We start from the raw sequence: 24,731 nt of genomic DNA on the forward strand, positions 1-24,731 counted from the left end.
AGTCTCATCCATATTTGTGCGCCATGGCGATCGCTTGAGGCACATAACTCCCACCGAACATCACCACGTGCGTCAGCAGTGGGTGCAAGCGGTGCAGCCCGACCCGGTCGCGCCAGCCGTCCGCGAGCTGGTGTGCCTCGTCGTACGCGCGGAGCACACGCTCGAGCTGCGGTAGGCCGAAGAGGCCGAGCATGGCGAGGTCCGTCTCCCGGTGACCGCCCTGGGCGGCCGGGTCGATCAGGTGTACGCCGTCGGTTGCCCAGACGACGTTGCCCGACCACAGGTCGCCGTGGATCCGGCTCGGCTCGTCGGACGGGTCGTCGTACGCACCTGCTTCCAGACGTGTGCACACCTGCTCGAGGACGTGCAGTTGGTGGCCGTCGATCGTGCCCTGGTTGTAAGCCGTCCGCAGATACGGCCGCAGCCGCAGGTTCGCGTAGAACTCACCCCACGACTTCAGCGGCTCGAGTGCATGCGGCAGTCCGATCGTGCCGATGTAGCCATCCGCCTGCCAACCATCAGGGGGTACGCCGTAGTGGTGGGCGCCGGCGTCATGTGTGACAGCCAATCGCCGACCGAACTCGTCAGCGGCAGCACCGGTCGGCGGCCGCAGGTCGAGCTTGACGGTGGTCAGGTGGTCGGGGGAGACGTCGATCGGCTCCGCGACCGGTACTCCACCGGGTACGGCGAGCCAGCGCAGTCCGGCCGCCTCGACCTCGAAGTACCCCGCCGGCGCGTCAGGCCGCCTCTTCACGAACCTGTCGCCCAGGACGGTCATGTTCGCACTCTCCCATCACCATGCCGCGCCGAGCCAGCACCGGTTGGTCGGCAGTCATGATCACCAGAGCTACGACCGCGAGCAGGCCGCCGACAAGTGCGACGCTCCGCACGCCGGTGCTGTCGAGCAGCCCACCACCGATGAACGCGCCTCCCGCGATCCCTATGTTGAACGCCGTGCTGATACCCGCTGACGCCAGGTCTGTGTTGCCGGGAGCCACCTGCATAGTCCTGCTCAGTACGGCGACCGCCAGCGCGCTGAACGCCATTCCCACGGTGGCGACGAGCAGGACTGCCGGCACCTGCCAGTGTCCGAGCGTGTAGAGGCCGAGCAGCGCCGCACTGATCAGGGCGAGCGGCAAGGCGATCGCAGCCCACGGATGCTGGTCGAGGATCCGGCCGACAAGCAGAGTCCCGGTCAGTCCGCCCAATCCGCTGGCCAGCAGGACTGGACCTAGTGCACCGGAGGCGAAGCCGCTGACATCCAGCAGGAACGGCGCGACGTAGGTGTTGAAGGTCAGGAAGCCGGCTACACCGATCGCCGTGGCGGCGACGAGCACGGCGTACCGGCGGGCGTCGGGAGCGCTGCCGCGCCCCGACGCGGACTCCTGGGCGTTGACCCGGGGCAGCAGGATCGCGATGCTCAGACAGGTCGCAGTCCCGAGCACTGCCATCAGCGCGAAGGGGATCCGCCACCCGAACTGCTCACCGAGCCAGGTACCGAGCGGTATGCCGATCACGGGAGCGAGCGCCGAGCCTATCGAGATCTTCGCGACCACCCGGCCGCGGACAGCCGGCGGGAACAATCCGGTCGCGATCGGGAAGATGATCGACCAGAAGAGCGCGTGTGAGAGCGCCGTGAGCAGCCGTGCGACGAGGAGAACCTCGTACGTCGGTGCCAGCGCGGTGATAGCGGCTCCGACGGCCATCAGGCCGAGTGTGGTGCCGAGGACGAGTCGGCGCGGGAGCCGCAGGGTGAGCCGGGCCAGCGGGATCGAGGTCAGGACGACGACGGCGGCGTACCCGGTGACGAGGAGACCGACGTCGGAGCGTGAGCGGCCCAGGTCGGCGGCGATCACCGTCAGCAGTCCGATCGGGAGCACTTCGATGGTCACGTAGGAGAAGGTGCCGACACCGAGCACGACCAGCGCGGCACGGGCTCTGCGGGACGTGATGAACATGACGTCACCTGCGATTCCAGTAAAAGTGGTTATGGTGGTAGCATGTCATGTATGGCAGACAACCGCAACGACGTACTCCGGATCGTCGGCGGCCATCCGGCCCTCGACCTGGTGAACACGGTCGCGCCCCGCGTGCCCGGTGGTACGGCCGACGAACTCGACTACCTTCAGGCGCCTGCTGCACTGCTGGCCTGGAGCCGGCGGATCGGGTTGACCGACGACAATGAGGCGACTGCGGTCGCGGCAGCATGGGACAGCGCCGCCGGCACGGCCGAGCAGGCACTCCATGCGACGATCGAGATCCGGGAGGCTGTCTATACCGTGCTGGCCCGGCGGGACGAATCCGCTGAAATGGCTGCTGCGCTTGAGCTTTTGACGCTGCGATGGTCGGCGGCCGCGGCTCGGTCGGTGCTTGTGCCCGGCGGCGCTGTCGCCGAGCTCCAGGTCGGTACGTCGCCGGTGCTGATGATTCCGGACCGATTGGTGGCGGCGGCGGTCGAGTTGCTGCGGACGGTCGAGCTGCGCCAGTTGCGGGCCTGTCCGATCGAGGAGGGAGGCTGTGGCTTCCTGTTCCTCGACCGCAGCCGGAACGGGTCGCGGCGCTGGTGTGCGATGGAGGACTGCGGCACCCAGGCCAAGATCCGGAAGCTGAGCGAGCGCCGCCGCGCTACCACCGTCGATGGTGTTCAGCGGTAACAACTGCAGCTGTTGACTGTCCGCGACCGCCTGACCGGTCAAGAGGGCGTGTCGAAAGATGCGAAGTGTCCACTCGACCTGTCATCGTAGGCGGCCGGGCCTTCCGACCAGATGGGCCCTGGCCGGTCCTGCCCCGACACGGGCAGGCAGTCATGAAACAGAAGCTGGAGGACAGATGACGCAGGTGGCAGAGCAGCCGGGCAGTACTGCCGGGCGGCTCGGCTCGGTGGTGCTGGACTGCCCGGACCCACTCGAGCTCGCCCAGTTCTACTCGGCGCTGCTGGGGCTCGACATCGACGAGAACGGTGACGACGACTGGCGGAGCCTGACCGGCCCCGGCTCGTCGCTCGGCTTCTCGACGCTGGCCTTCCGGCGCTCGGAGGAGTACGTGCCGGCCACCTGGCCCGGCACCGACGCGCAGGATCTCCACCTCGACCTGATCGTCGAGGACCTCTCCAGCGGCCACGCCACCGTGGTCGCGCTCGGGGCCGAACCGCTCGACCCCCTCGACCCGCCGCCCGCCGAGAACGATCGCGGCTGGCGCATCTACGCCGACCCCGCGGGTCACCCGTTCAGAATCTGCCTCGAGTAGGCATCGACATCTGCCCGCCCCGGACTCGCCGGGGCGGGCTTTCGTGTGTCATGACCACGCACTGCTTCCCGTGAACGGGAAGTGGCGGCCCTCGACGTACGCGGGCCGTGGCTGGTAGCTGTTGACGCCGGGCTCGCCGCGCAGGTGGAAGGCGCTCGGGTAGGGCACCTCCGGATCCGTGATCCGGGTCGACGTCGGGATGTAGCGGATCGTCAGTCCGCAGCGCCGGTTCGGCGAGGTGTTCGCGTTGCTGCCGTGCACGATGTTCGGGTGGTGCACCTCGACATCACCGGGCGCCAACACCATGTCGACCGCCGCTGACTCGTCGACCTCGACCGCGATCTCCTTGCCGAGGACACTCTCGACCTCGGTGTTGTCCCGCATCCCGGCCACCCCCGACCGATGACTGCCGGGGATCACGCGCACGCAGCCGTTCTCCGGCGTCGAGTGGTCGACGGCCAGCCACAGTGTCACGACCTGCATCGGATCGAGCGGCCAGAACGCCGCATCCTGGTGCCACAGCACCGGCTGCCCCGAGTACGGCGGCTTGGAGATGTAGTGCGATGCGAACAGCGCGAGGTCTGGTCCGACGAACTGCTCCGCGATGTCCAGGAGCCGGTCGTCACTGATCAGCCGGACCCAGAACGGGTCGTCGCGCAGGTACACGTGCCCGAGCTGCTCGGGCCGTACGTCGGGATGCCGGGCCTGCAGCCACTCGACATGATCATTCACTTCCTTGATCAGTTCCTGGTCGATGACGTCGCGGAAGATGACATAGCCGTCGGTCTCGAACATGTCTTCATGCTGCGGTGGGGCACGGCTCGGTACTAGCAACGAGCTGACGAGAACTTGTAGCGTGTTGATGTGGAGCAGGCGCTGCGGTTCGAGTCGCATGCGTTCGGCCGGCCGTACCACGCGGCCCGGGTGCGGATCCCGGCGCGGACCCGCGACACCGAGTTGCACACGCACGCGGACTTCCACGAGTTCATGGGTGTGCTGTCGGGTCGCGGTGAGCACCTGCTGACCCGCGGGGTCGACGACCTGGTCGCCGGCAACGTGGTGCTGGTCCGGCCGCACGATCGCACGCGGTCCGCGGCTCGGCGCCGGACGGACTCGAGTTCGTCAACGTCGCCTTCCCCAGCTCGGCCTGGCGAGGCTTCCTCGACCTGACCAGGACCGACCCGGCCGGCACTTGGGCGGCGTCGCCCGGTCCGGTCACGTTCCACGCCCCGGCCGCGACCGCCGTCTTCGAGCACGCCCTCGGACGATTCCAGGACGAGCCCGGCCCGTACGACCTGATGCGCTTCTGGATCGACCTGCTGCCGTTGATCTCCCCGGCCGACAGGACAGGCCGCCCGGGCACACCGCAGTGGCTCGCCAAGGCCTGTTCGGCGATGCGCTCGGAGGACAACCTCCGAGGCGGAGTACCTCGCCTGCTGGAGCTCGCGGCCGTCAGCCCGGCCCACCTGTCCCGCTCGATGCGATCGGCTTACGGCGTCACTCCGACGGCGTTCGTCGCCGACCTCAGGCTGGAGCACGCCGCATCTTTGCTAGCGGCAACAAACGCTCCGGTCGCGACGATCGCCACCCGGTGCGGCTTCACCAGCCAGTCCTATTTCACCCGCTGCTTCACCACGGCCCACCAACTCTCACCCCGCGACTTCCGCCGCCGATCCCAGCGCGCCTTCGTGCCCTGATCAGAGCTCGGAGAGGAACTCGACGGCCTCGGGTTGCTTGAACCACTTCGCCCAGCCGAGGACGTCGGCACCGAACCGGGGATCCGTCGCGGACAGATCCGCGCCGTGCTCCACCAGGAACCGCAGCGTGTCCAGCGATCCGGTCCCCGCGGCCAGATGCGCTGCGGTCCTGCCGTCCGCGGTCCGTTCGTTGACGCCGAAGCCCAGGTCGGCGAGCTTCGGGATGATCTCCCATCGCTGCGCCGCGGCGGCTTCGGCGAGCAGCGCCGGGCGCTGCGCCGGCGTCACCTCGCCGGCCAGGGCGGCGGCGAAGGGATCCTCGGCTCGCAGTCCGCCGTAGAAGTCCCGGACAGTCCCGACCTCCGCGCCGTGGTGGATCAGTTCGTCCAGGATGTGCAGCACGAACGCGGTGCCGTCGTGCTCGGCCCACGGACCCGCGATCTCGCCCATCGGGCGGTCGAGGTCGTCCTGGTTGAGCGCAGCAAGACGTCGGCGCCAGACGTCGTACGCATGGTCGAGCGCTGTCAGCGCGGCCTCGGCCGATTCCGGCACCGGCGGCTCGCCGTCGTCGGCCGCCGGTTGGTGTCCGAGCCACGTGGCGGTGCGCTCCTCCTGCAAGATGTCGACGATATGGGTGATCCGCCACGCGAGGGTGGTGAACGGCGCCGGATCCGGGGGGATCCAGGCCCAGTCGGCGGCAGATCCCGTCTCGGTCTTCCGGACCGTCCAGCAGCCGTCGAAGGGCTCCCAGAAGTACTCCTCGTCGGTCAGGCCCTTCACCCGGTCGCGCAGCCGCTGCCAGGCGAAGTCGGACAGGTCCAGGAGGTTCTGCTTCAGCGTGGTCGTCATGAGCTCACCGTAGAACGACCTGCGGACAGGATCGGTCCGCAGGTCGAGGCAGAATGGTCGGACCATGGATACCGCGGCCCGGTTGCTCCGCCTGCTGTCGTTGCTCCAGTCGCGCCCGCAGTGGGACGGCGCCGACCTGGCGGCCAGGCTCGACGTCACGCCTCGCACCGTACGGCGGGATGTCGCCCGGCTGAGGTCACTCGGCTACCCGGTCGACGCCGAGGCGGGGATCGGTGGTGGCTACCGCCTCGGCCCCGGCGGTCGGCTGCCGCCGCTTCTGCTCGACGACGAGGAAGCGGTGGCGATCGCGGTCGGCCTGCGCGTCGCGACGACCACGACGGTGTCGGGCGTGGAGGAGGCGGCGATCTCCGCGCTGGCCAAACTGCATCAGGTGCTGCCCACCCGCTTGCGCGCGCAGGTCGCCGCGATCGGGGCGCACACGACCCAGTTGCCGCAGGGCGACCTGCCGACCGTCGACGGCGAGGTGCTGGTCACGCTGGCCGCCGGGTGCCGAGATGTCGAAGGGATCCGGTTCCGCTACCGCACCCACGATGGCACCGAGTCGGAGCGCAGCGTCGAGCCGCTGCAGATCGTGCACACCGGCCGGCGCTGGTATCTCGTCGCCCGCGACCGCGATCGGCAGGCCTGGCGCACCTTCCGCGTCGACCGCATCGCAACCCCCGTGCTCACCGGCTCGCGCTACCACTTTGACGAGACGCCCGATCCGGTCGCACTCGTTGCCGAAGGCACCGGAGTGGCACCCTGGGACATCGTCGCCCGGATCCGCGTCCGCGCGGACGCGGCCACGGTGACCAGGATGATTCCACCGAGCCAAGGGGTGGTCGAGCCGATCGACCTTACCACCTGTGAAGTCCGCATCGCCGCCAACGAGCTAGGCCCGTTGGTTGCCCAGGTCGCCCGCATCTACTGGCCTTTCGAGATCCTGGACCCACCCGAGCTACGCGCCGCCGTCCACGACCACGGCCGGCGCCTGCTCGATTCCTAGCTCTCCGCGAGCGCCTTCCGGATCCGCTTCTCGGAGACCGGGTACGGCGTACCGAGGGTCTGGGCGAAGAGACTGATGCGGAGCTCTTCGAGCATCCAGCGGACTTCGAGGAGCTCGGGGCTCGGGTACTTGCCGGTGGGGACGGCTCGCAGATGCTTGTGGTACTCGTCGGTGAGGTTCTGCACGATCGCCATGCCGGAGCGGTCGCGCATCGCGTTGGCGCCGATCTTGTCCAGGCGTTGCTCCATGCCGCGCAGGTAGCGGACCAGATCCGGAAGGCGCTTGGCTCCGGTCTCGGTGATGAAGCCAGGGTGGACGAGCGCTTCGAGTTGGCCGCGGACGTCGGACAGCGCCGCGAGAAGCGCTGGGCTCGATGCGCGGGAGATCTGCTTGTCCACAGTCCGCGCATGCGCCAGTACCTGCTCGACCTGGCGCAGGATCGTCAGGACCGTGTCCGCGAGCTCCGACCGTACGGCGTCGCGCAGTACGGAGAAGGCGGTCAGATTCCACGCCGGGCCATGCGCGTCGGCCATCAACTGGTCGACAGCCGCCGCGATCGCGTCGTCGAGCAGTTCACCGACGTTGCGGTGCGGTCCTGCCATCAGCGTCATCTTCTGCTGGTTGGTCAGATTCCGCTGTACGACGTCGATCACGGACGGCATCGTCAGCAGCAGGAGCCGGCGAGTGCCGTTCCACATCGCAGCGGCTTGGTCGCGTTCGGTCTCCTGCAGCCGGATCGCGACGCTCTTGCCTTCGTCGACCAAGGCGGGGTAGCCGGCCACCGTGAGGCCGTTGCGGTGTTCGGAGAAGCTGCGCGGCAGGTCGCCGAAGGTCCAGTCGGTCAGCCCGGACTTCTCCAGTCCGCTGACCGCCTTCGAGGCGACCTTGGAGATGGCCGCGGTGGTCTTCGGCTTCAGGCGTTCCTTGAGCATGGCGAGATCCTTCCTCTCGGCCACGGTCTTGCCCTTGTCGTCCACCACCCGGAACGTCATCCGCAGGTGCTCGGGCACCCGGGACCAGTCCCAGTCGGCGGTCTCGATCACCACACCGCGCAGTTCCCGCAGCTCGCGGGCGAGCGCGTCAGTGAGCGGGCCGGAGGACGGGTCGAGGTGGGGGAGGACCTGCCGGGCGTGGTCCGGTGCCGGCACGATGTTCCGCCTGATTGCCTTCGGTAAGGACTTGATCAGGGTGGTGACGAGCTCCTCGCGGAATCCGGGCACGCTCCACTCGAACCCGTCCGCGGTGACCTGGTTCAGCACCAGCAGCGGGATGTGCACGGTCACGCCGTCCGCGTCGGTACCGGGCTCGAAGGCGTAGGTAAGGTCGAAGGTCATCCCGTTCTGCGTCCAGTGCAGCGGGAACTCCTCCGCCTTCACCTCGGCGCCCTCGCGGACCACCAGCGACCGCTCGAAGTCGAGCAGGTCGGGGTCGCGCTGGCGGGCCTTCTTCCACCAGGTGTCGAAGTGCGTGCCGGTGACGACCTCGGTGCCGATGCGCTCGTCGTAGAAGGCGAACAGCGTCTCGTCGTCGACGAGCAGGTCCCGGCGCCGGGTCCGCTCCTCGAGCTCCTCGACTTCCTCGATCAGCTTGCGGTTCTCGTGGAAGAACTTGTGGTGGGTGTCCCAGTCGCCCTCGACGAGTGCGTGCCGGATGAACAGCTCGCGCGACACCTCCGGGTCGACCTTGCCGTAGTTGACCTTGCGCCGGGCCACGATCGGTACGCCGTACAGCGTGACCTTCTCGTAGGCCATGACAGCGCCGGCCTTGCGTTCCCAGTGCGGCTCGGAGTACGTGCGTTTGATCAGGTGCTGGGCGAGGTCCTCAGCCCACTCCGGCTCGATCTTCGCGTTCACCCGCGCCCACAGCCGGGACGTCTCGACCAGCTCGGCGGCCATTACGAACTGCGGCGGCTTCTTGAACAGACCGGAACCGGGGAAGATCGCGAACTTGGTGCCGCGGGCACCGATGTACTGGTGCTGGTTGGCCGGATCCTTCATGCCGAGGTGACTCAGCAGTCCGGACATCAGCGAGACGTGCACACTCTGCGGGTCGGCGGGCGCACCGCTGTTGAGCGTGACGCCGATCTGCGCGGCGACCTGACGGAGCTGGGCGAAGATGTCCTGCCACTCCCGGACGCGGAGGTAGTTGAGGTACTCGCTGCGGCACATCCGGCGGAACTGGTTGCCGGAGAGCTCCTTCTGCTGCTTCTTCAGGTAGTTCCAGAGGTTCAGGAACCCGAGGAAGTCGCTGTTCGGGTCGCGGAACCGGGCGTGTGCCTGCTGGGCCTGAGCCTCGGCCTCGGTCGGGCGTTCGCGCGGGTCCTGGATGGACAGCGCGGCGGCGATCACCATCACCTCGCGGACGCAGCCGTTCTTGTCGGCTTCGACGATCATCCGGGCGAGCCGTGGGTCGAGCGGGATCTGGGCGAGCTGACGGCCGATCGGCGTGAGTCGGCGGTGCCGCTCGGACGCCTTCGCGGCCTCGATCGCGCCGAGCTCGGTGAGCAGTTGCAGGCCGTCGGTGATGCTGCGCTTGTCCGGCTCGTCGATGAACGGGAAGGCCGCGATGTCGCCGAGGCCGATCGAGGTCATTTGCAGGATGACGGACGCGAGGTTGGTGCGCAGGATCTCCGGATCGGTGAACTCAGGCCGGTTCTCGAAGTCCTCCTCGGAGTACAACCGGATGCAGATACCGTCGCTGGTCCGGCCGCTCCGGCCCTTGCGCTGGTTGGCGCTGGCCTGCGAGACGGGCTCGATCGGCAGGTGCTGGACCTTGGTGCGGTGGCTGTAGCGCGAGATCCGCGCCGTACCCGGGTCGATCACGTACTTGATACCGGGCACGGTCAGCGAGGTCTCGGCCACGTTGGTGGCCAGGACGATCCTGCGGTTCGAGTGCGATTGGAAGACGCGGTGCTGCTCGGCGTTCGAGAGCCGCGCGTACAGCGGCAGGACCTCGACCGCGCCCGGCCGGCCGCGTTGCTGGGCGAACTTGTCGTTCAGCGCGTCCGCGGTGTCGCGGATCTCCCGCTCACCGCTGAGGAACACCAGTACGTCGCCATCGGCCTCGTATTCGAGTTCGTCGACGGCATCCAGGATCGCCTGGGTCTGGTCGCGGTCGATCGTGCTCGGGTCGTCCGGGTCGTTGATCGGGCGGTAGCGCACCTCGACCGGATAGGTCCGGCCGGAGACCTCGACGATCGGCGCCGGCGTGCCCTGGCTGTCCGCGAAGTGCTCGGCGAACCGCTCGGGGTCGATGGTCGCCGAGGTGATGATCACCTTGAGGTCGGGGCGGCGGGGGAGGAGCCGCTTGAGGTAACCGAGGATGAAGTCGATGTTCAGGCTGCGCTCGTGCGCCTCGTCGATGATGAGCGTGTCGTAGCGGGTCAGGTCGCGATCGCGCTGCAGCTCGTTGAGCAGGATGCCGTCGGTCATCAGCTTGACCAGCGAACGGTCGCTGACCTTGTCGGTGAACCGGACCGCGAAGCCGATCGTCTCGCCCAGCTCGGTGCCGAGCTCCTCCGCGATCCGCTCCGCCACCGTCCGCGCCGCGAGCCGCCGCGGCTGCGTGTGCCCGATCATGCCCTGCACACCGCGCCCGAGCTCGAGACAGATCTTCGGAATCTGCGTCGTCTTCCCGGACCCGGTCTCACCCGCGACCACCACGACCTGGTGATCCCGGATCGCCGCCGCGATCTCGTCCTTCAGCTGACTGACCGGCAACTCCGGCGGATACGTGATCTCCGGCACGGACATCCGCCGTACCTCGACCCGCCGCTCAGCCTGCTCGACCGCTGCTTGAACCCCGCGCAGCGCTTGCTCGCGCTTCAGCGCGTCCTTGGTCGTCCGAACCCGCTCGAGCCGCCGCCCGAGCTGGTCCCGGTCGTAGGTGGTCAGCCCATCAAGCCGGGCAACCACGTCAGCCAGCGACGGCCCATCCTCAGCGATCGGGTGATCGGCGGCCTCGGCCGGACGGGCACCGCCCGGCTTCGGTCCACGCCGGCGACGAGGCCGACGACGTACGGCGGGGTCCTGGACGGGACCGGTGGCTGGGGAAGGACTCGACGACTCGGTCCGGGCATCAGGCATAACCCGTCCAGTTTAGGCGGCCGGGCACAGCCACTCACCCGGATTACCAAAGGCGCCCTGCCAGGGCCTTGAACGCCGCGAGCTGGTCGGCGATCGGGGTCTCGACGATGTTCAGATCCCAGTCGACGCGGGTGATGCCGGACTCGGCCGCCAACTGGAGATCGTCGAGGATCGCCGCCGGGGTGAAAGTCAGTGGGCCGTTGAGCATCGGGTGCGGTTTCAGCGGCCCGGCACGGAGGATGATCGGGCCGGAGCCGCCGGCGTCGTGGTACCAGCCGATGGCCGCGCGGGTGGACTCCCAGTCGCGGTGGGCCAGTGTGAGTCCGTCGGCGATCCGGGCGGCCCGTTCGATCGCGGGCCGCGCGACACCACCGCCGTACAGCGTCAGCGGTGCCAGTGGTTTGGGCCCGATCTTCGCCGGCGGGACGGTGAAGTGCTGACCGGCGAACTCGACCGGATCAGGTCCCCAGCACGCCCGCAGTACCGCGACCGCCTCCTCGTACGCCGCCACCCGCCCGTGAGCGGGGACGCCGGTCGCGATGAACTCCTCCGGCAGCCAGCCGAGCCCGATGCCGAGATCCATCCGGCCGCCCGAGAAGTGGTCGATCGTCGCGACCCGCCGCGCCAGCACCACCGGCTGCTGGAACAACGGCATCAGCACCGCCGTGTGCAACCGCACCCGCTCGGTCCGCGCCGCGACGTACGTCAACGTCTCCAACGCGTCGTACGCCGGATACTCCGGCAAGCCGGCGTGGTTCACCCAATCCGGCGCCGCCGGCAACAGCAACCGCTCGAACACCGACACCGCGGCGAAGCCCAGTTGTTCCACCGCCACCGCGATGTCCGCGATCACCCCCGGACTCGCCTCCGGCCCGATGATCGGCAGTCCGACTCCCACCTCGGGGTAGCTCATGCGTACATCCCTCCAACCCGGAGACGCACCACTGCGCCCCCTCCACCCATCAGTCGACGCCAATCCCCTCACTTTGCGCCGGTGTACCGAGCCAGGCCGTACCCGCAAGCAGGCTGGACCCACAGGGGTCGGGGGTTGCGTTTCCACCCCGCCCCGGGAGCCAGCGCCCGGCTGGCGATCGGGGCGGTCAGTCGGGGAGGGAGGTTGCCTTGACTGCGAGGACAGGGACGGGGGACTCGAGGAGGACTCTTTGGGCGGTGCTGCCGAGGATGAGTTTGCCGACGGGGCTGCGGCGGCGGAGGCCGAGGACGATCAGGCCGACGTCCTCGGCGGCGGCCGCCTTGAGGAGTTCGCCGGCTACGTCGCCGCTGGTGACGGCCTGCTGGATCGCCACCTCGACTCCCAGCTCGCGCAGTCTGGCCTCGGCGGCGGCCAGCTCGTCGGCGTTGGCGTAGCGGGTGTCGACGTACGAGTCACCGCGACTGGTGTTGAGCAGCAGGACGGACGCCCCCCGCAGTTCCGCCTCAGCGGCCGCGGCCGTCAACGCCGCCTCGCCCTCGGGAGTTGGCACGTAACCGACCAGGATCTTCACGCCCTCACTCTCCCATCAGTCTCCAAGCCACTCACCCCTCCACGCCGGTCCTGTACCACTCACCAAACAACCGAGAGCCGCGCAGCTCACGCTCGGCCACCGCTCGGCCCCGGTCAGGCATGTGCGTTGATGAGTGGCACACGTCCGGCCGGGCAAGTGAGGGCGCTCGCCTCAGCCGCTTGGCCCCCGCTGAGCGGCTAGGGTCAAGCGCATGGTGGAACTGCAGGTGGTCCTGCCGGACGAGTCGGCGGCCATGGCTCCCGAACGGTTGGTCGAGCTCGCCGTAGCCGCGGAGGAACTCGGCTACGGCACAGCCTGGTTGCCGGATCATCTGCTGCCGCCGGGCGAGTTCGGCTCGACGTACGGCGGCGTCTACGAGCCGCTCGTCACCATCGGGTACCTAGCCGCGCGCACGACCCGGATCCGCTTCGGCACGTCGGTGCTGGTGTTGCCGATGCGCAGCCCGTACGTCGTCGCCAAGCAGGCCGCGACGCTTCACCGGCTATCCGGGGAGCGTCTCGTCCTCGGCATCGGTGCCGGCTGGGACGCGACCGAGTTCGCGAGCGTCGGCGCCACATTCGAGGACCGAGGCCGCCGTACGGACGAGTCCCTCGCGATCATCCGCGACCTGTTCGCAGGCAAGGACCGCGGCGGCGTCTTCGAGCCGAAGCTCCGCGCTCGCCTTCCGATCATGATTGGCGGTACGACGAAGGCCGCCCTCCGCCGAGCCGCCCGCTACGGCGACGAATGGCAAGGCCTCGGCCTGGACGCCCCCGCCTTCGCCGCAGCCGTAACCAACCTTCGCTCCCTCCGCGAGGAGTCCGCGACGCCGAGCAAGGAGTCCGCAACGCCGAGCAAGGAGTCCACAACGCCGAGCAAGGAGTCCGCGACGCTGGACGAGGAGTTCGCAGCGCACGGCGGGGTGGAGCCGGCCTGGGCGGACGCAGCGCGGCCGGTGCGGGTTGGTACTCGCCTGGACTGGTCCGCCGGTGATCCGGGCCCGATCGTCGAGCTGGCCTACGAGCTCACCGAAGCCGGAGCGGAAACCATGGCCGTCTCCTTCGGCGACGAACACGACACCCTGGCCCGCATGACCCGCTTCCGCACCCTGTTCACGGCGGGCTGAGCCTGTTCCGGGCCGGCCTCCCACGCGGGCGATCACAGTCGATGGTCGGCGAGGTCTTGAGCATGAGGCGGAAGAGTTCTGTCCTGGAGTGAGGACTGGCGTCTTCGGAGGGGGAGAACCATGAAGCACCTTGCCATCCTGGGGAGTGCGGTAGCGACTGTCGCGTTGTTGGTCGGCATAGCTGTCCCGGCGCGGGCCGACTTCGGCTCCGGGACATTGGGAAACTGGCCGGCGATGTCTCACGGCAGTGTGGGCAACTGGTCGACCGCGGATGTCGGCCTGATCGGCGATTCGATCACCGCGCGGTGCTACCGATCATTCGCGACACTGGTAGCGGGACGAGGCCGGACGCTCGCGATCAATTACTGGTCCGGGCGTCCCACCGCTCCGACCGTCGACTGGCTGTTGGCCCAGCCGAGGACCCCGAGAGTCCTGCTGGTGCAGTCAGGCTCGAATGACATCTTCGATCCCCGTCCGGTCAGCGCGCAGGTCGTTCGGCTGAAGGCCGGCCTGCCGAGCGGCACCAGACTGCTGTGGTCGGATGTCCAGGTCGCCCGGACCCGCTACGCCCCCGCCGTGCAACTGGCGGATCAGCGCAACTCGATGTGGGTCAACAATCAGCTGCGAGAGAATCTCTCGAAGTCCCAGCTCATCCCGTGGTCCTGGTGGTTCGCCTCGAATCCGAGCCGCATCCCGTACTACCTCCAGGACGGAGTACACCCCTGGTCAGCGGCAGGGACCGGCCACGGCAACGGGTGTACGTTCTGGGCCTCGGCGATGATGTCCGCTGCGGCGAGTGCGATCGGGTGACACGTCACGGCGGGCTGAGTTTGGTGCGGAGGACTTTGCCGGTGGCGTTGCGGGGGAAGTCTTCGAGGATGACGATCTGGCGGGGGGTTTTGAAGCGGGCCAGGTTGGCGCGGACGTGGGCGATGAGGTCGTCCTCGGTGGTCGGCTCGTGGAGTACGACGTACGCGACCAGGCGCTGACCGAACTCGTCGTCGGGGACCCCGGTGACGACCGCCTCGGCGACCGCGGGGTGCGCGGCCAGGCATTGCTCGACCTCGACGGGGTACACGTTCTCGCCGCCGGAGACGATCATGTCGTCCTCCCGGCCGTCGACGAACAGCCGCCCGGCCTGGTCCAGGTGGCCTAGGTCACCGGTGCTCATCCGCCCGTCGACCACCGTCTTGCTCGAGCCGTCGGAGTACCCGCCGAACACCAGTCCGCCGCCCGCGAAGATCCGCCCGGTCTCGCCGGTCGGCACCGGCCGGTCCTGGTCGTCGAGGATCCGGATCGAGCTGCCGAGACACGGCCGCCCGACGGTCCCGGGCGCCGCGATCAGGTCGGCCGAGGTCGCGATGGTGGCGATCCCAACCTCGCTCGATCCGTACGCGTCGCACAACACCGGTCCGAACCGTTCGATGAACCGCTCCGCCAGCGGCGCGCCCAGCGCGGACGCCCCGGAGATCACAACCCGCAGCGCCCGCAGGTCGTACGTCGCGATCTCCGTCGGCCCGAGGTCGAGCATCCGCCGCAGCATCACCGGTACGGCGAGGATGGTGCCGGCTCGGGTCCGGTCGGCATCCGCGAGTACGGCAGCCGGGTCGAACCGCGGCCGCAGCACGAGCGGCGAGCCGAGGAACAGCGCGAGCATGGACGTGAGCAGGCCGAGTCCGTGGAACAGCGGCGGACAGATGACGACCGGCTCACCCGACCGGAGACCGAACCGATTGAGCGCGCTCCAGGTCAGCCCAGCGAGCCCCAGTGCGGTCGGCACCCGCGGCGCGGCCTTCGGCGTACCCGTGGTGCCCGACGTCAGGATCGTGATGTGGCCCGGGGAGTCCGGCGACGGTACGGCGGCGGCCGTCGACGCAGCCAGGTCGTCGAGATCCGAGCGGACCGCCGGGACGCCGGCCGGCGGTGTGAACTCGGCGTCGTGGATGAGCAGGTCCGGCCGGTGTCGCTCGAGGACCGCCTGCAGTTGCGGGGGAGCGAACTCGGTGTTCACGAAGAGCACGTCCGCGCCGATCCGAGACGCGGCCAGCGTCGCCTCGAGGAACCCGCGGTGGTTCCGGCACAGCACCGCGACCTTGCCGCCGGCAACGATTCCGTGCCGGTCGTGCAGCCCGGCTGCGATCCGCTCACAGCGCCGGTCGAGCTCGGCGTAGGTGATCTCGCCGGCCTCGTCGATGACCGCGGCGCGCTCGGGATAGCGGATCGCCGCAATGGCGCCGAGCGCGGCCATCGACTGACCCCAGGTGCGCAACGCTCGCTCGATGCCGATCAGCTGCGACGGCCGGGCCGAGCGCCACAGGCCGGACTTGATCAGCGCGACCGACAGCCCGCCGACCTCGGCCGCGCCCTGGATCAGCCACTCCGGCGGCCGCATCGGCGCGATCGGGCGGGGCGTCCTCATAGCTTACCCCGCTTCGTCCCGCCTCCGGTCCGACGGAAGTACTGCTCGAGCAACCGGTCGGTCGGGACGCGCAACAGGTTGCCCAGGGCATCGGCCGGGCGGACCATCGGTGGAGTGATGTTGTGCGGCCGCTCCGCGACCGCCGTACAGACCTGATCGGCAGCCTGCTCCGGGGTGAGCCCGGGCATCTTGTTCAGTACAGGCGTCGGCTCGCTCATCCGGGTGTGCACGAGGCCCATGTAGACCGTCGACGTGGTCACGCCGTCGCCGCGGATCTCCTGCGCAATGCACCGCAGCCAGACGTCGAACGCACTCTTCGACGCCAGGTACGCCGACCACCGCGCCATCGGTGGGGTCCGCACGCCTGCGGTCGACACGTTGACGATGTGCCCGGAGCCGCGCTCGCGCATCGACGGGAGCAACTCGAGCACCAGCTTGGCCGGGCCGAGGTAGTTGACCGCGTTCGTCCGCTCGATGTCGTGGAAGCGCTGGTACGAGTCCGCGACCGACCGGCGGATCGACTTGCCCGCGTTGCTGACCAGTACGTCGACGTGGCCGTGCTCGGCCAGCACCGTGCGAGCCAGCTCCTCGACCGCCGCCGGATCGGCCAGGTTCGCCGGGTAGACGAACGCCGCACCGCCGTCAGCCCGGATCTCGTCCGCTACAACCTCCAACTGATCCGTCGTCCGCGCCACGAGCAGCACGGTCGCCCCGGCCCGGGCAAGCCGCCGCGCGGTCGCCTCGCCGATGCCGTACGACGCACCGGTCACCAGGACCACCTGGTCGCGAACGGCCGCGGCCAGCCGATCGTCGGCGATCCGTGCCCGCCCATTGGTCAACGCGACAAGCAACGACCACCCGATCGGACGCTTCCCAGTCACCATGCGGCTGACATTACCCGCTGGTAGCCGCGGATGGCAGGCGCTGCAGCCATTCGCGGACCAGGGCGCCGAACAACGCGGGCTGCTCGAGTTGCAGGTTGTGCCCGGCGACGTCGAGTACGGCGAAGGTGGCGCGGGGGTAGTGCGGGAGCAGTGCGAACTGATCGGCGTACCCGGTCACGGAGTCTTGCCTGCCGCAGACGATCAGTGTCGGTCCGGTGTAGACAGGTCTGCTCTCTGGCTCGATCGACAGCGCCCAGTTCCGCTGGATTCGGTCGAGCGCCTCGGTGTCCGCGACGGCGAGGCCGGTTGCCACGTCGGAGCGGTACGCCGCCAGCGCGGCCGCCGTCTGGACCACGGCGAGGTCGGTGAAGTCCTCGCCCTCGGTCAGCGACTCGAGGACGCCCGGCTCGGTGCGCAGGACAACGTGTTCGGGCACGGTCCGCTCGCTGTGGACCAGCTTGCCGACCGGGCAGATCAGGCCGAGGCCGAGAATCTGCTCCGGTCGCTCCGCGATCAACCCGCGGGACAGGTAGCCGCCGTACGACTCGCCGATCAGGATGAACGGTTCAGTGCCGATCTGCTCGTCGATGAACGCCCGGACGGCGGCCTGGATGCCGTCGGAGTTGTCGATGTCGCCGGCCGGGCTCTGGCCCATGCCGGGCAGGTCGGGGTAGAGGCGCCGGTAGCCGGGCAGTTCGGCGAAGATCGGCTCCAGGCATCCGGTCATCAAGCGGTGGTCAGGGGTCCAGCCGTGCAGCGCCAAGACTGGAACGCCGTCGCCGTAGGACACGTGGTGCAGTGTCATCGTGGTTACCTTTCGCCGAGCTCGATGCGAGCGGACAAGTTGTAGCAACCGACGCCGACAGTCTTAGAGTCGCCTCATGTCGAGTCGTACACCTCAAGGTCCCGCACCCGAAGCTTCCATCCTTAACGCCCGGCTGCAACGCGCACGCGAAGCGGCCGCCGGCACCGGTCTGCTGATCGCTCCGGGTTCCGATCTGCGCTACCTGATCGGTCAGGCCGGCGGCTCGTTCGAGCGGCTGACCGCGCTGGTGATCCCGGCCGACGGCCCGGTCGCGCTCATCGTTCCGAAGCTGGAGGCGCCTGGATTCGCCGGGTCGCCGCTGGACGAGCTGGGCGTCGAGGTCGTCACCTGGGTGGACGGCGACGATCCGTACGGCGTTGCCGCGGACCGGTTGCGGGGCGTGGATCGAGTCGCGGTCAGCGACTTCACTCCGGCCTTGCACGTCCTCGCGGTCCGGGATGCGATGCCCAAGGCCGAGCAAGTGCTGGCTGGGCCGATCGTGCGTGAGCTGCGGATGCGCAAGGACGCGGCCGAGATCGAAGCGCTGCGGAAGGGCGGAGCGGCGATCGACCGGGTGCATGCGCGGGTCGGCGAGTGGCTGCGGGCCGGCCGGACCGAGGCGGAGGTCGGCGCCGACATCGCGGCCGCGATCGTCGAGGAGGGCCACATCCTGGCCGACTTCGTCATCGTCGGCAGCGGACAGAACGGCGCGAGCCCGCACCACGCGGTGTCCGACCGGGTGATCGAAGCAGGCGACGTGGTGGTCGTCGACATCGGCGGACCCGTTGCCGAGGGCTACAACTCGGACTCGACCCGAACGTACGCCGTCGGCGAACCCCGGGATGCGGACGTCGCCGCGACGTACGCCGTACTGCAGCAGGCGCAGCAGGCGGCGGTGGACGCAGTGCGGCCCGGCGTGTCGGCGGAGTCGGTCGATGCTGCGGCGCGGGAGGTCATCGCGGCGGCCGGGTTCGGCGACCTGTTTATCCACAGGACCGGACATGGGATCGGGCTCGACGTGCACGAAGAGCCATACATTGTCAGTGGGAACGAGTTGCCGCTGGAGCCGGGGATGGCGTTCAGCATCGAGCCGGGCATCTACCAGCCGGGGCGCTGGGGTGCGCGGATCGAGGACATCGTGGTGGTCACCGCGGACGGCGTCGAGTCGATGAACAACCAGCCGCACGAGCTGGTCGTGCTCTGAGGCTCAGCCCGCGCGGAAGGTCTTGCGGTAGGTGAGGGGAGAGACCCCGAGCTCGGAACGGAGGTGATGGCGCAGGGAAGCAGCGGTACCGAGGCCGGCCGACTCGGCGACGCGATCCACGGTCAGGTCGGTCGTCTCCAGCAGGTGGCATGCGTGGCGCACGCGTTGCTGCAGCAGCCAGGTGCCCGGGGACTGCCCGGTCTCGGCCTTGAAGCGCCGGCTGAAGGTGCGCACGCTCATCTGCGCATGAGCGGCCATCGCCGGCAGGCTGAGCGCTCGGCCGAGCCGCTCGAGCGCCCACGCGCGGGTCGGCGCGGTGCCTTCGCTGCCTTCCTCCGGTACGACGCGCTCGATGAACTGCGACTGACCACCGTCCCGCCACGGCGGTACGACGCAATGCCGCGCGGCCCGGTTCGCCACCTCGCTGCCGAAGTCGCGGCGGATCAGATGGAGGCAGAGGTCCACGCCCGCCGCGAGCCCGGCCGACGTGAGGATGTCGCCGTCGTCGATGAACAGCCGGTCCTCATCGAGCTGCACCTGCGGGTAGACGCTGCGGAACAGCTCGGCCCGCTGCCAGTGCGTGGTCGCGGGCCGATCGTCGAGGAGCCCGGCCGCGCCGAGGACGAACGCGCCGGTGCAGATCGACGCGATCCGGGTGCCCGGCCGGATGGTCGCGAGCGCGTCGGCCAGGTCGTCGGGCAGCGTGCCCTCGTAGCGTGGCTGCGCGATGTACGTGCCCGGGATGATCACGGTGTCCGCGTCGGCCAGTGCCTCGGGGCCGTAGTCCGGGATCAGGCTGAAGCCGGCGCTCGCCCGGATCGGCGCGATCTCGAGTCCACAGATGCGGACGTCGTACAGCGGGGTGCCGTCCGCCTGCGTGGCCGCCCCGAAGACCGTCGGCGGGATCGTCAGATCGAACCCGACGACCGGCGCGAGGGCCAGGACGGCGATCCGGTGCGGGCCGACCGCGGAGAGGTGCCGCTTGCCGCGAGCAGGAGTCATGGCCATATCTTGACACATGCTGGCATTCTGGCCACTAGTTCGATGGTGGTCGAACCGGCAGACTTGGCCGGGTGACGCAGATTCTGGAGACGAAGAAGGCTTCCCGGGTCCATCTGGCCTGGGCAGTCGCGGCCGTGGGGTTCGTGACGCTGATCGGTGCGGCCGGCTTCCGGTCGGTGCCCGGGGTGCTGCTGGATCCGCTGCACGACGAGTTCGGGTGGTCGCATGCGACGATCTCGTCGGCGGTGTCGATCAACCTGCTGCTCTACGGCCTGATCTCACCATTCGCGGCCGCGCTGATGGACCGGCTGGGCCTGCGTCAGGTGGTCAGTGGGGCGCTCGTACTGATCGCGCTTGGCAGCGGGCTGACCGTCTTCATGACCGCGTCCTGGCAGCTGCTGCTCTGCTGGGGTCTCCTGGTCGGCATCGGCACCGGGTCGATGTCCATGGTGTTCGTCGCAACGATCTCCGGTCGTTGGTTCGTCCACCGTCGCGGTCTGGTCACCGGAGTCCTGACGGCCGCCGGTGCGACCGGGCAGCTGATCTTCTTGCCGCTCATCGCGAGTCTGGCCGGCCACTACGGCTGGCGTGTGCCGGCGCTGGTTGCGGCCGGCTCCGCGCTGGCCGTCGTACCGCTGGTGCTGTTCTTCCTGCGGGACTACCCGAGCGATGTCGGACTGCGCGCGTACGGCGCTCCCGAGGGCAGCACGGCCGGACAGCGGGTCGAGTCGACCGGCAGTAGTGCGGTACGGGCGCTCAAGGCGTTGCAGACGGCCATGCGCCGGCCTGCGTTCTGGTTGCTTGCCGGTGGCTTCGCGATCTGTGGTGCGTCGACCAACGGACTGATCGGCACGCACTTCGTGACGGCTGCGCACGACCATGGCATGCCGGCCACGACCGCGGCGTCGTTGCTGGCGCTGGTGGGTGTGTTCGATGTCGGCGGGACGATCGCGTCCGGCTGGCTGACCGACCGGTGGGATCCGCGGTACCTGCTCATCGCCTACTACTCGCTGCGTGGGCTTTCGCTGCTGGTGCTGCCCTCGCTGCTCGGTCCGACGGCTCAGCCGAGTGTCTGGGTGTTCATCATCTTCTACGGGCTCGACTGGGTGGCGACCGTTCCGCCGACCGTGGCGCTGTGCCGGGAGTGGTTCGGAGTGGACGGGCCGATCGTGTTCGGCTGGGTGTTCGCATCGCACCAGATCGGTGCCGCGCTGGCCGCGACGGGTGCCGGCTGGATCCGGGACGCCCAGGGCAGCTACAACCTGGCCTGGTATCTGGCCGGCGGATTGTGCGCGGGCGCGGCGCTGATGTCCGCGAGTATCGGGCGCCGCCTCGTGACCGCCTGAGACCGTCTTTCGGCTAGCCTCGATCTAGGTTGAGGTTGGAGGGATGGACGATGGACATCGAGCCGGGTGAGCTGACAGTCGGGCAGTTGTCGCAGCGCAGTGGCGTGGCGATCTCGGCTCTGCACTTCTACGAGCGCCAGAACCTGATCGTGAGCCGTCGTACGTCGGGCAACCAGCGCAGGTACCGGCGGGACACCCTCCGCCGGGTCGCACTGATCCGGATCGCGCAGCGGGTCGGGATCCCGCTCGCAGAGGTGGCCGCGATCCTGGCCTTGCTGCCGGACAACCGGACGCCGACGCGCGCGGACTGGGAGCGCATCTCCGAGTGCTGGCAGGCCGAGCTCGATCGCCGGATCCTGCACCTGGAGCAGTTGCGCGACGACTTCAAGGACTGCGTCGGCTGCGGTTGCCTCTCCCTCGACCGCTGCGCCCTCGCCAATCCGTACGACGCCTTGGCCGCGAAGGGCCCGGGTCCGCAGCGACTGGTGACCGCCGAGGGCGAACCGTGCCATCCCGGGAAGTGCGCCTGATCCGGGTTTTCCACAGCCCGGCGGCTGGGCTCAGCGGACTGTAGGTGCGGGCGTCTAGTGTTTCGGCATGGCTGAGACCAACGCGACGCTGACTCTGACCGACGAGCGCGCCAAGATCGCCGGCGGTGTGATCCAGGCGATCGCGGGGGAGAGCGCGCGGCTGCGGGCAGACCAGGAGACCGCGGTCGCGGCCCTCTGTGAGCCGGCCGCGCGAGTGCTCGTGGTGCAGGCGACCGGTTGGGGCAAGTCGGCGGTGTACTGGGCGGCGACCGCGATCAGACGGGCCGAGGGCGCCGGTCCGACCCTGGTCGTATCGCCGTTGCTGTCGTTGATGCGCGATCAGGTCGCGGCCGCGAGCCGGGCCGGTCTGCGCGCCGCCACGTTGAACTCGAACAACATCGACGAGTGGTCGAGTATCGAGAACGATCTGCGCTCCGGGGCGATCGACGTCCTGCTGGTCTCACCGGAGCGGCTGGCCAACCCCGGCTTCGGGCGGCGCGTGCTCGACGGGCTGGCCGGACAGATTGGGCTGTTGGTGATCGATGAGGCACACGCGGTGTCCGACTGGGGGCACGACTTCCGGCCGGACTATCGGCGGGTCTCCGACGTGTTGCAGCAGCTGAACCCGAAGACTCCGGTCCTCGCGACCACCGCGACGGCGAACGCGCGGGTGACCGAGGACGTCGCGCATCAACTGGGCGAGTCGACGCTCGTACTGCGGGGTCCGTTGGCGCGATCGAGTCTGCAACTGGCGGTGGTCGATGCGTTGTCGCCGCTGGATCGGTTCGCGTGGGTGGTCGAATATCTGCCGAAGCTGCCGGGCTCGGGCATCGTCTACACCTTGACGGTTGCTGATGCGCAGCGGCTGGCCGCGGTGATTCAGGAGGTCCACGGTCGCGACGTACCGGTTGCGGCGTACACGGGTGGGTTGGAGGCGGGGGAGCGCGAGAGTCTCGAGGATGCGCTGCGCGCCAATCAGTTGAAGGCGCTCATCGCTACGTCGGCGTTGGGGATGGGGTACGACAAGCCCGATCTCGGGTTCGTCGTGCATGTCGGGTCTCCGCCGTCGCCGGTCTCGTACTACCAGCAGGTCGGTCGTGCGGGGCGCGGGATCGATCATGCGGTGGTGGCGTTGCTGCCGTCCGATGCGGATGCCGGTGTGTGGGACTACTTCGCGACGGCGACGATTCCGATCCCGGAGAACGTGCAGCGTCTGCTGCGCGGCTTGGACGGCTACGGGCCGGATCAGCCGGCGTCCGTTCCGGCGCTCGAGGCCGAGACGGGACTGCGCCGTACGCGCGTTGAGCTGATGCTGAAGCAGTTGGCGGTGGACGGGGTCGTCGACCGGGTCGAGCGGGGCTGGGTGCGGACCGGGGCGGAGTGGACGTTCGACGCCGCCCACTACGACGGGATCGTTGCCGTCCGGCGGCGCGAGGCGGATATCATGCGCGCCTACACGCGTGGTGCTCGTTGCCTTATGCAACTTCTACAGGAGTCGCTGGACGATCCGTCGGCCGAGGCGTGCGGGCGGTGTTCGGTGTGCCTAGGGGAGTTGCCCGATCCGCTGGGGGAGCGGCCGGAGGCGGAGACCGTGGCGACGATCACGCGGTTGCTCCGTGGCGAGGTGCACGTGCTGGAGCCGCGGAAGATGTGGCCGGGCGGTGCGTTCGGTGCGAAGGGTCGCATCCCCGCGGAGCTGGGCGCCGAGCCGGGCCGGAGTCTGATCTATGCAGACGCACCGGAGTGGCGTGAGGTCGTCCGTGCCACCTTCGGCGACGCCGAACCGCCCGCCGAAGCACTTGAAGCGCTGAAGGCCGGTGCCGTCGCGGCGCTGTCCCGCTGGCGCGGTTCGTGGTCAAGTCGCCCCGAGGTGGTCGTCGCCCTACCCGCTGCGGGCCACCGTCAGCTGACTGTCGCGATCGCTGAGCACGTTGCCGCCGTCGGTCGCCTGGACCAGGCAGAGCTGACGGTCGACCGCAGCGGCTTCACCGACGACCTGTCATCGGCCGAGGAGGCGAGGGTCTGGCGCGACGGCCTCCAGGTCGACGGCGCCACCGCCCAAGCTGTCACCGCCCGGACCGTCCTCCTGCTCGTCGACGCCACCTCATCCCAATGGCCCATCACCGTGGCCACCGCCAAACTCCGCGAGGCAGGCGCCGCCGCAGTCCTGCCTCTCCTCATCCACAAGCGCCCGTAGTCAGCCGGCTGCCAGTTCAGGGCTGGTCTCGGCGAACGACTTCAGGTCGGAGATCAGGCGCGTCCAACCGTCTTCGATCATGGCGCGGATGGCGCTGCCTGGTTCGAAGCCGGTGTGGATGACGGTCAGTTTGACCTGGTCGTCGACCGGTTCGAGCTCGAAGGTGGCCTTCGAGAGCGGCTCGCGGCTGGTCTTCTGATAAAGGTCGTCATCCATCTCGACCGCCTTCGCGAACTCCGGCGTGATGTGGTGCCAGGTGAAGGACAGCCGCGTGTACGGGTCGTGCTCGAGCACCACCTGTCCCGGGCCGGCCATCGCGACGTCCCCCAGGTGCCAGACCATCTCCGAGCCGACCTTCCAGTCGGTCTCGTGCTGGACGTGCCAGTACTGCTCGGTGAACTTGGGGTCGGTCAGCGCCTGCCACAGCCGCTCTGGCGTGGTCTTGATGTAGGTGGTGTAGACGAAGTCGTTGTCGCTCATGGTTTCGGCCTCCAAAGCCGTTTTGAGATCGGCGAACAGCTCGACCCGCCGACGGTCGTACCGGTTGATCCAGCGGTCCGCGATGGCGTTGATCGGCTCGGCGTTGACGTGGTGCAGCTTCTCCCGGCCGCGCCACACGGTGGTGACGAGGTTGGCGGCCTCCAGCACGGCGAGATGCTTGCTCACCGACTGCCGGGCCATGTCCAGGCCGGCGCAGAGCTCGCCCAGCGTCTGCCCGTTGCGCGCGTTCAGCATGTCGAGCAGCTGCCGGCGGCTCGGGTCGGCCAGGGCGCGGAACACCTCGTCGTCCATCACGCTCCGATCAGGTCATGCAGCCGTCTGGCTGCATA

Annotated in this window: 23 protein-coding genes; 11 read left to right on the forward strand and 12 right to left on the reverse strand. The window is 69.0% G+C overall.

The genetic code is table 11. The features are described from left to right. Positions 1–4: 4 nt before the first annotated feature. Positions 5–778, reverse strand: a complete 774-nt coding sequence (locus OG876_RS33445; RefSeq protein WP_328520676.1) for a fructosamine kinase family protein — start codon at positions 776–778, stop codon at positions 5–7. Beyond that, complete coding sequence (locus OG876_RS33450; protein WP_328520677.1) at positions 738–1,958, reverse strand: MFS transporter; 1,221 nt, start codon at positions 1,956–1,958, stop codon at positions 738–740. Before OG876_RS33450 ends, OG876_RS33445 begins: the two co-directional genes overlap by 41 nt. A gap of 51 nt (positions 1,959–2,009) precedes the next feature. Between OG876_RS33450 and OG876_RS33455 the strand changes: the two genes are divergently transcribed. Beyond that, positions 2,010–2,654 carry a CGNR zinc finger domain-containing protein gene (locus OG876_RS33455; protein WP_328520678.1) on the forward strand — a complete coding sequence of 215 codons (645 nt, stop codon included), beginning with the start codon at positions 2,010–2,012 and terminating at the stop codon, positions 2,652–2,654. 175 nt (positions 2,655–2,829) lie between these two features. Further along, entirely contained in the window at positions 2,830–3,246 is a 417-nt protein-coding gene (locus OG876_RS33460; protein ID WP_328520679.1) for a VOC family protein, read from the forward strand. A gap of 48 nt (positions 3,247–3,294) precedes the next feature. Here OG876_RS33460 and OG876_RS33465 read toward each other — a convergent pair whose 3' ends face one another. Continuing rightward, positions 3,295–4,041 (reverse strand): phytanoyl-CoA dioxygenase family protein, encoded by a 747-nt coding sequence (locus OG876_RS33465; protein WP_328520680.1) that lies wholly within the window; start codon positions 4,039–4,041, stop codon positions 3,295–3,297. Between the two features lie 69 nt (positions 4,042–4,110). Between OG876_RS33465 and OG876_RS33470 the strand changes: the two genes are divergently transcribed. Both OG876_RS33470 and OG876_RS33475 read left to right on the forward strand, forming a co-directional pair. Continuing rightward, a complete protein-coding gene (locus tag OG876_RS33470) occupies positions 4,111–4,416 on the forward strand; it encodes a hypothetical protein (RefSeq protein WP_328520681.1) in 306 nt (101 codons plus the stop codon). A 128-nt stretch (positions 4,417–4,544) separates the two neighbouring features. Further along, complete coding sequence (locus tag OG876_RS33475; protein ID WP_328520682.1) at positions 4,545–4,943, forward strand: helix-turn-helix transcriptional regulator; 399 nt, start codon at positions 4,545–4,547, stop codon at positions 4,941–4,943. Here OG876_RS33475 and OG876_RS33480 read toward each other — a convergent pair whose 3' ends face one another. Continuing rightward, entirely contained in the window at positions 4,944–5,792 is an 849-nt protein-coding gene (locus OG876_RS33480) for a DinB family protein (RefSeq protein WP_328520683.1), read from the reverse strand. Between the two features lie 64 nt (positions 5,793–5,856). Between OG876_RS33480 and OG876_RS33485 the strand changes: the two genes are divergently transcribed. Next, positions 5,857–6,798, forward strand: coding sequence for a helix-turn-helix transcriptional regulator (locus OG876_RS33485; RefSeq protein WP_328520684.1), 942 nt, complete (start codon positions 5,857–5,859; stop codon positions 6,796–6,798). On the opposite strand, the gene hrpA is transcribed toward OG876_RS33485, so the two are convergent. The 3 genes from hrpA to OG876_RS33500 all read right to left on the reverse strand — a co-directional run bounded on the left by hrpA (position 6,795) and on the right by OG876_RS33500 (position 12,388). Continuing rightward, positions 6,795–10,883, reverse strand: a complete 4,089-nt coding sequence (hrpA, locus tag OG876_RS33490; protein WP_328520685.1) for an ATP-dependent RNA helicase HrpA — start codon at positions 10,881–10,883, stop codon at positions 6,795–6,797. The genes OG876_RS33485 and hrpA overlap by 4 nt on opposite strands. A gap of 43 nt (positions 10,884–10,926) precedes the next feature. Beyond that, entirely contained in the window at positions 10,927–11,796 is an 870-nt protein-coding gene (locus OG876_RS33495) for a TIGR03619 family F420-dependent LLM class oxidoreductase (RefSeq protein ID WP_328520686.1), read from the reverse strand. Between the two features lie 187 nt (positions 11,797–11,983). Beyond that, the gene (locus OG876_RS33500) at positions 11,984–12,388 is read right to left on the reverse strand and encodes a universal stress protein (protein WP_328520687.1); all 405 of its coding nucleotides are present in this window, start codon (positions 12,386–12,388) and stop codon (positions 11,984–11,986) included. Between the two features lie 211 nt (positions 12,389–12,599). Between OG876_RS33500 and OG876_RS33505 the strand changes: the two genes are divergently transcribed. Both OG876_RS33505 and OG876_RS33510 read left to right on the forward strand, forming a co-directional pair. Next, positions 12,600–13,514: an LLM class flavin-dependent oxidoreductase gene (locus tag OG876_RS33505; RefSeq protein ID WP_328520688.1), complete on the forward strand. Its 915-nt coding sequence runs from the start codon at positions 12,600–12,602 to the stop codon at positions 13,512–13,514. Between the two features lie 120 nt (positions 13,515–13,634). Then, positions 13,635–14,324, forward strand: a complete 690-nt coding sequence (locus tag OG876_RS33510; protein ID WP_328520689.1) for an SGNH/GDSL hydrolase family protein — start codon at positions 13,635–13,637, stop codon at positions 14,322–14,324. A gap of 4 nt (positions 14,325–14,328) precedes the next feature. On the opposite strand, the gene OG876_RS33515 is transcribed toward OG876_RS33510, so the two are convergent. From OG876_RS33515 to OG876_RS33525, 3 genes are read right to left on the reverse strand one after another with little or no spacing between them, the layout of a single operon-like run. Further along, complete coding sequence (locus OG876_RS33515; protein ID WP_328520690.1) at positions 14,329–15,933, reverse strand: AMP-binding protein; 1,605 nt, start codon at positions 15,931–15,933, stop codon at positions 14,329–14,331. Then, positions 15,930–16,817, reverse strand: a complete 888-nt coding sequence (locus tag OG876_RS33520; protein ID WP_328520691.1) for an SDR family NAD(P)-dependent oxidoreductase — start codon at positions 16,815–16,817, stop codon at positions 15,930–15,932. The genes OG876_RS33515 and OG876_RS33520 overlap by 4 nt, the downstream gene beginning before the upstream one ends. Positions 16,818–16,827: 10 nt before the next feature. Continuing rightward, entirely contained in the window at positions 16,828–17,622 is a 795-nt protein-coding gene (locus OG876_RS33525; RefSeq protein ID WP_328520692.1) for an alpha/beta fold hydrolase, read from the reverse strand. Between the two features lie 76 nt (positions 17,623–17,698). Here OG876_RS33525 and OG876_RS33530 point away from each other — a divergent pair, with 76 nt between their 5' ends. Then, a complete protein-coding gene (locus tag OG876_RS33530) occupies positions 17,699–18,826 on the forward strand; it encodes a M24 family metallopeptidase (RefSeq protein WP_328520693.1) in 1,128 nt (375 codons plus the stop codon). 3 nt (positions 18,827–18,829) lie between these two features. Here OG876_RS33530 and OG876_RS33535 read toward each other — a convergent pair whose 3' ends face one another. Further along, the gene (locus OG876_RS33535) at positions 18,830–19,828 is read right to left on the reverse strand and encodes a GlxA family transcriptional regulator (RefSeq protein WP_328520694.1); all 999 of its coding nucleotides are present in this window, start codon (positions 19,826–19,828) and stop codon (positions 18,830–18,832) included. Between the two features lie 71 nt (positions 19,829–19,899). Between OG876_RS33535 and OG876_RS33540 the strand changes: the two genes are divergently transcribed. The 3 genes from OG876_RS33540 (at position 19,900) to OG876_RS33550 (ending at position 23,901) form a co-directional block, all read left to right on the forward strand. Beyond that, complete coding sequence (locus OG876_RS33540; RefSeq protein ID WP_328520695.1) at positions 19,900–21,174, forward strand: MFS transporter; 1,275 nt, start codon at positions 19,900–19,902, stop codon at positions 21,172–21,174. A 50-nt stretch (positions 21,175–21,224) separates the two neighbouring features. After that, positions 21,225–21,704 carry a redox-sensitive transcriptional activator SoxR gene (gene soxR / locus OG876_RS33545; protein WP_328520696.1) on the forward strand — a complete coding sequence of 160 codons (480 nt, stop codon included), beginning with the start codon at positions 21,225–21,227 and terminating at the stop codon, positions 21,702–21,704. 67 nt (positions 21,705–21,771) lie between these two features. Continuing rightward, entirely contained in the window at positions 21,772–23,901 is a 2,130-nt protein-coding gene (locus OG876_RS33550; protein WP_328520697.1) for a RecQ family ATP-dependent DNA helicase, read from the forward strand. On the opposite strand, the gene OG876_RS33555 is transcribed toward OG876_RS33550, so the two are convergent. Continuing rightward, positions 23,902–24,693, reverse strand: a complete 792-nt coding sequence (locus OG876_RS33555) for an ArsR/SmtB family transcription factor (protein WP_328520698.1) — start codon at positions 24,691–24,693, stop codon at positions 23,902–23,904. It lies immediately after the preceding gene. Positions 24,694–24,731 lie beyond the last annotated feature (38 nt).

This window comes from Kribbella sp. NBC_00359, assembly GCF_036097425.1.
Classification (GTDB): domain Bacteria; phylum Actinomycetota; class Actinomycetes; order Propionibacteriales; family Kribbellaceae; genus Kribbella.

Coding starts and splice junctions, on each gene's coding strand:
- OG876_RS33525 (WP_328520692.1), bottom strand. CDS start 17,622: ATGACACTGCACCACGTGTCCTACGGCGACGGCGTTCCAGTCTTGGCG.
- OG876_RS33505 (WP_328520688.1), top strand. CDS start 12,600: ATGGTGGAACTGCAGGTGGTCCTGCCGGACGAGTCGGCGGCCATGGCT.
- OG876_RS33460 (WP_328520679.1), top strand. CDS start 2,830: ATGACGCAGGTGGCAGAGCAGCCGGGCAGTACTGCCGGGCGGCTCGGC.
- OG876_RS33485 (WP_328520684.1), top strand. CDS start 5,857: ATGGATACCGCGGCCCGGTTGCTCCGCCTGCTGTCGTTGCTCCAGTCG.
- OG876_RS33455 (WP_328520678.1), top strand. CDS start 2,010: ATGGCAGACAACCGCAACGACGTACTCCGGATCGTCGGCGGCCATCCG.
- OG876_RS33510 (WP_328520689.1), top strand. CDS start 13,635: ATGAAGCACCTTGCCATCCTGGGGAGTGCGGTAGCGACTGTCGCGTTG.
- OG876_RS33515 (WP_328520690.1), bottom strand. CDS start 15,933: ATGAGGACGCCCCGCCCGATCGCGCCGATGCGGCCGCCGGAGTGGCTG.
- OG876_RS33480 (WP_328520683.1), bottom strand. CDS start 5,792: ATGACGACCACGCTGAAGCAGAACCTCCTGGACCTGTCCGACTTCGCC.
- hrpA (WP_328520685.1), bottom strand. CDS start 10,883: ATGCCTGATGCCCGGACCGAGTCGTCGAGTCCTTCCCCAGCCACCGGT.
- OG876_RS33445 (WP_328520676.1), bottom strand. CDS start 778: ATGACCGTCCTGGGCGACAGGTTCGTGAAGAGGCGGCCTGACGCGCCG.
- OG876_RS33530 (WP_328520693.1), top strand. CDS start 17,699: ATGTCGAGTCGTACACCTCAAGGTCCCGCACCCGAAGCTTCCATCCTT.
- OG876_RS33450 (WP_328520677.1), bottom strand. CDS start 1,958: ATGTTCATCACGTCCCGCAGAGCCCGTGCCGCGCTGGTCGTGCTCGGT.
- OG876_RS33465 (WP_328520680.1), bottom strand. CDS start 4,041: ATGTTCGAGACCGACGGCTATGTCATCTTCCGCGACGTCATCGACCAG.
- OG876_RS33550 (WP_328520697.1), top strand. CDS start 21,772: ATGGCTGAGACCAACGCGACGCTGACTCTGACCGACGAGCGCGCCAAG.
- OG876_RS33520 (WP_328520691.1), bottom strand. CDS start 16,817: ATGGTGACTGGGAAGCGTCCGATCGGGTGGTCGTTGCTTGTCGCGTTG.
- OG876_RS33475 (WP_328520682.1), top strand. CDS start 4,545: ATGCGCTTCTGGATCGACCTGCTGCCGTTGATCTCCCCGGCCGACAGG.
- OG876_RS33495 (WP_328520686.1), bottom strand. CDS start 11,796: ATGAGCTACCCCGAGGTGGGAGTCGGACTGCCGATCATCGGGCCGGAG.
- OG876_RS33555 (WP_328520698.1), bottom strand. CDS start 24,693: ATGGACGACGAGGTGTTCCGCGCCCTGGCCGACCCGAGCCGCCGGCAG.
- OG876_RS33535 (WP_328520694.1), bottom strand. CDS start 19,828: ATGACTCCTGCTCGCGGCAAGCGGCACCTCTCCGCGGTCGGCCCGCAC.
- soxR (WP_328520696.1), top strand. CDS start 21,225: ATGGACATCGAGCCGGGTGAGCTGACAGTCGGGCAGTTGTCGCAGCGC.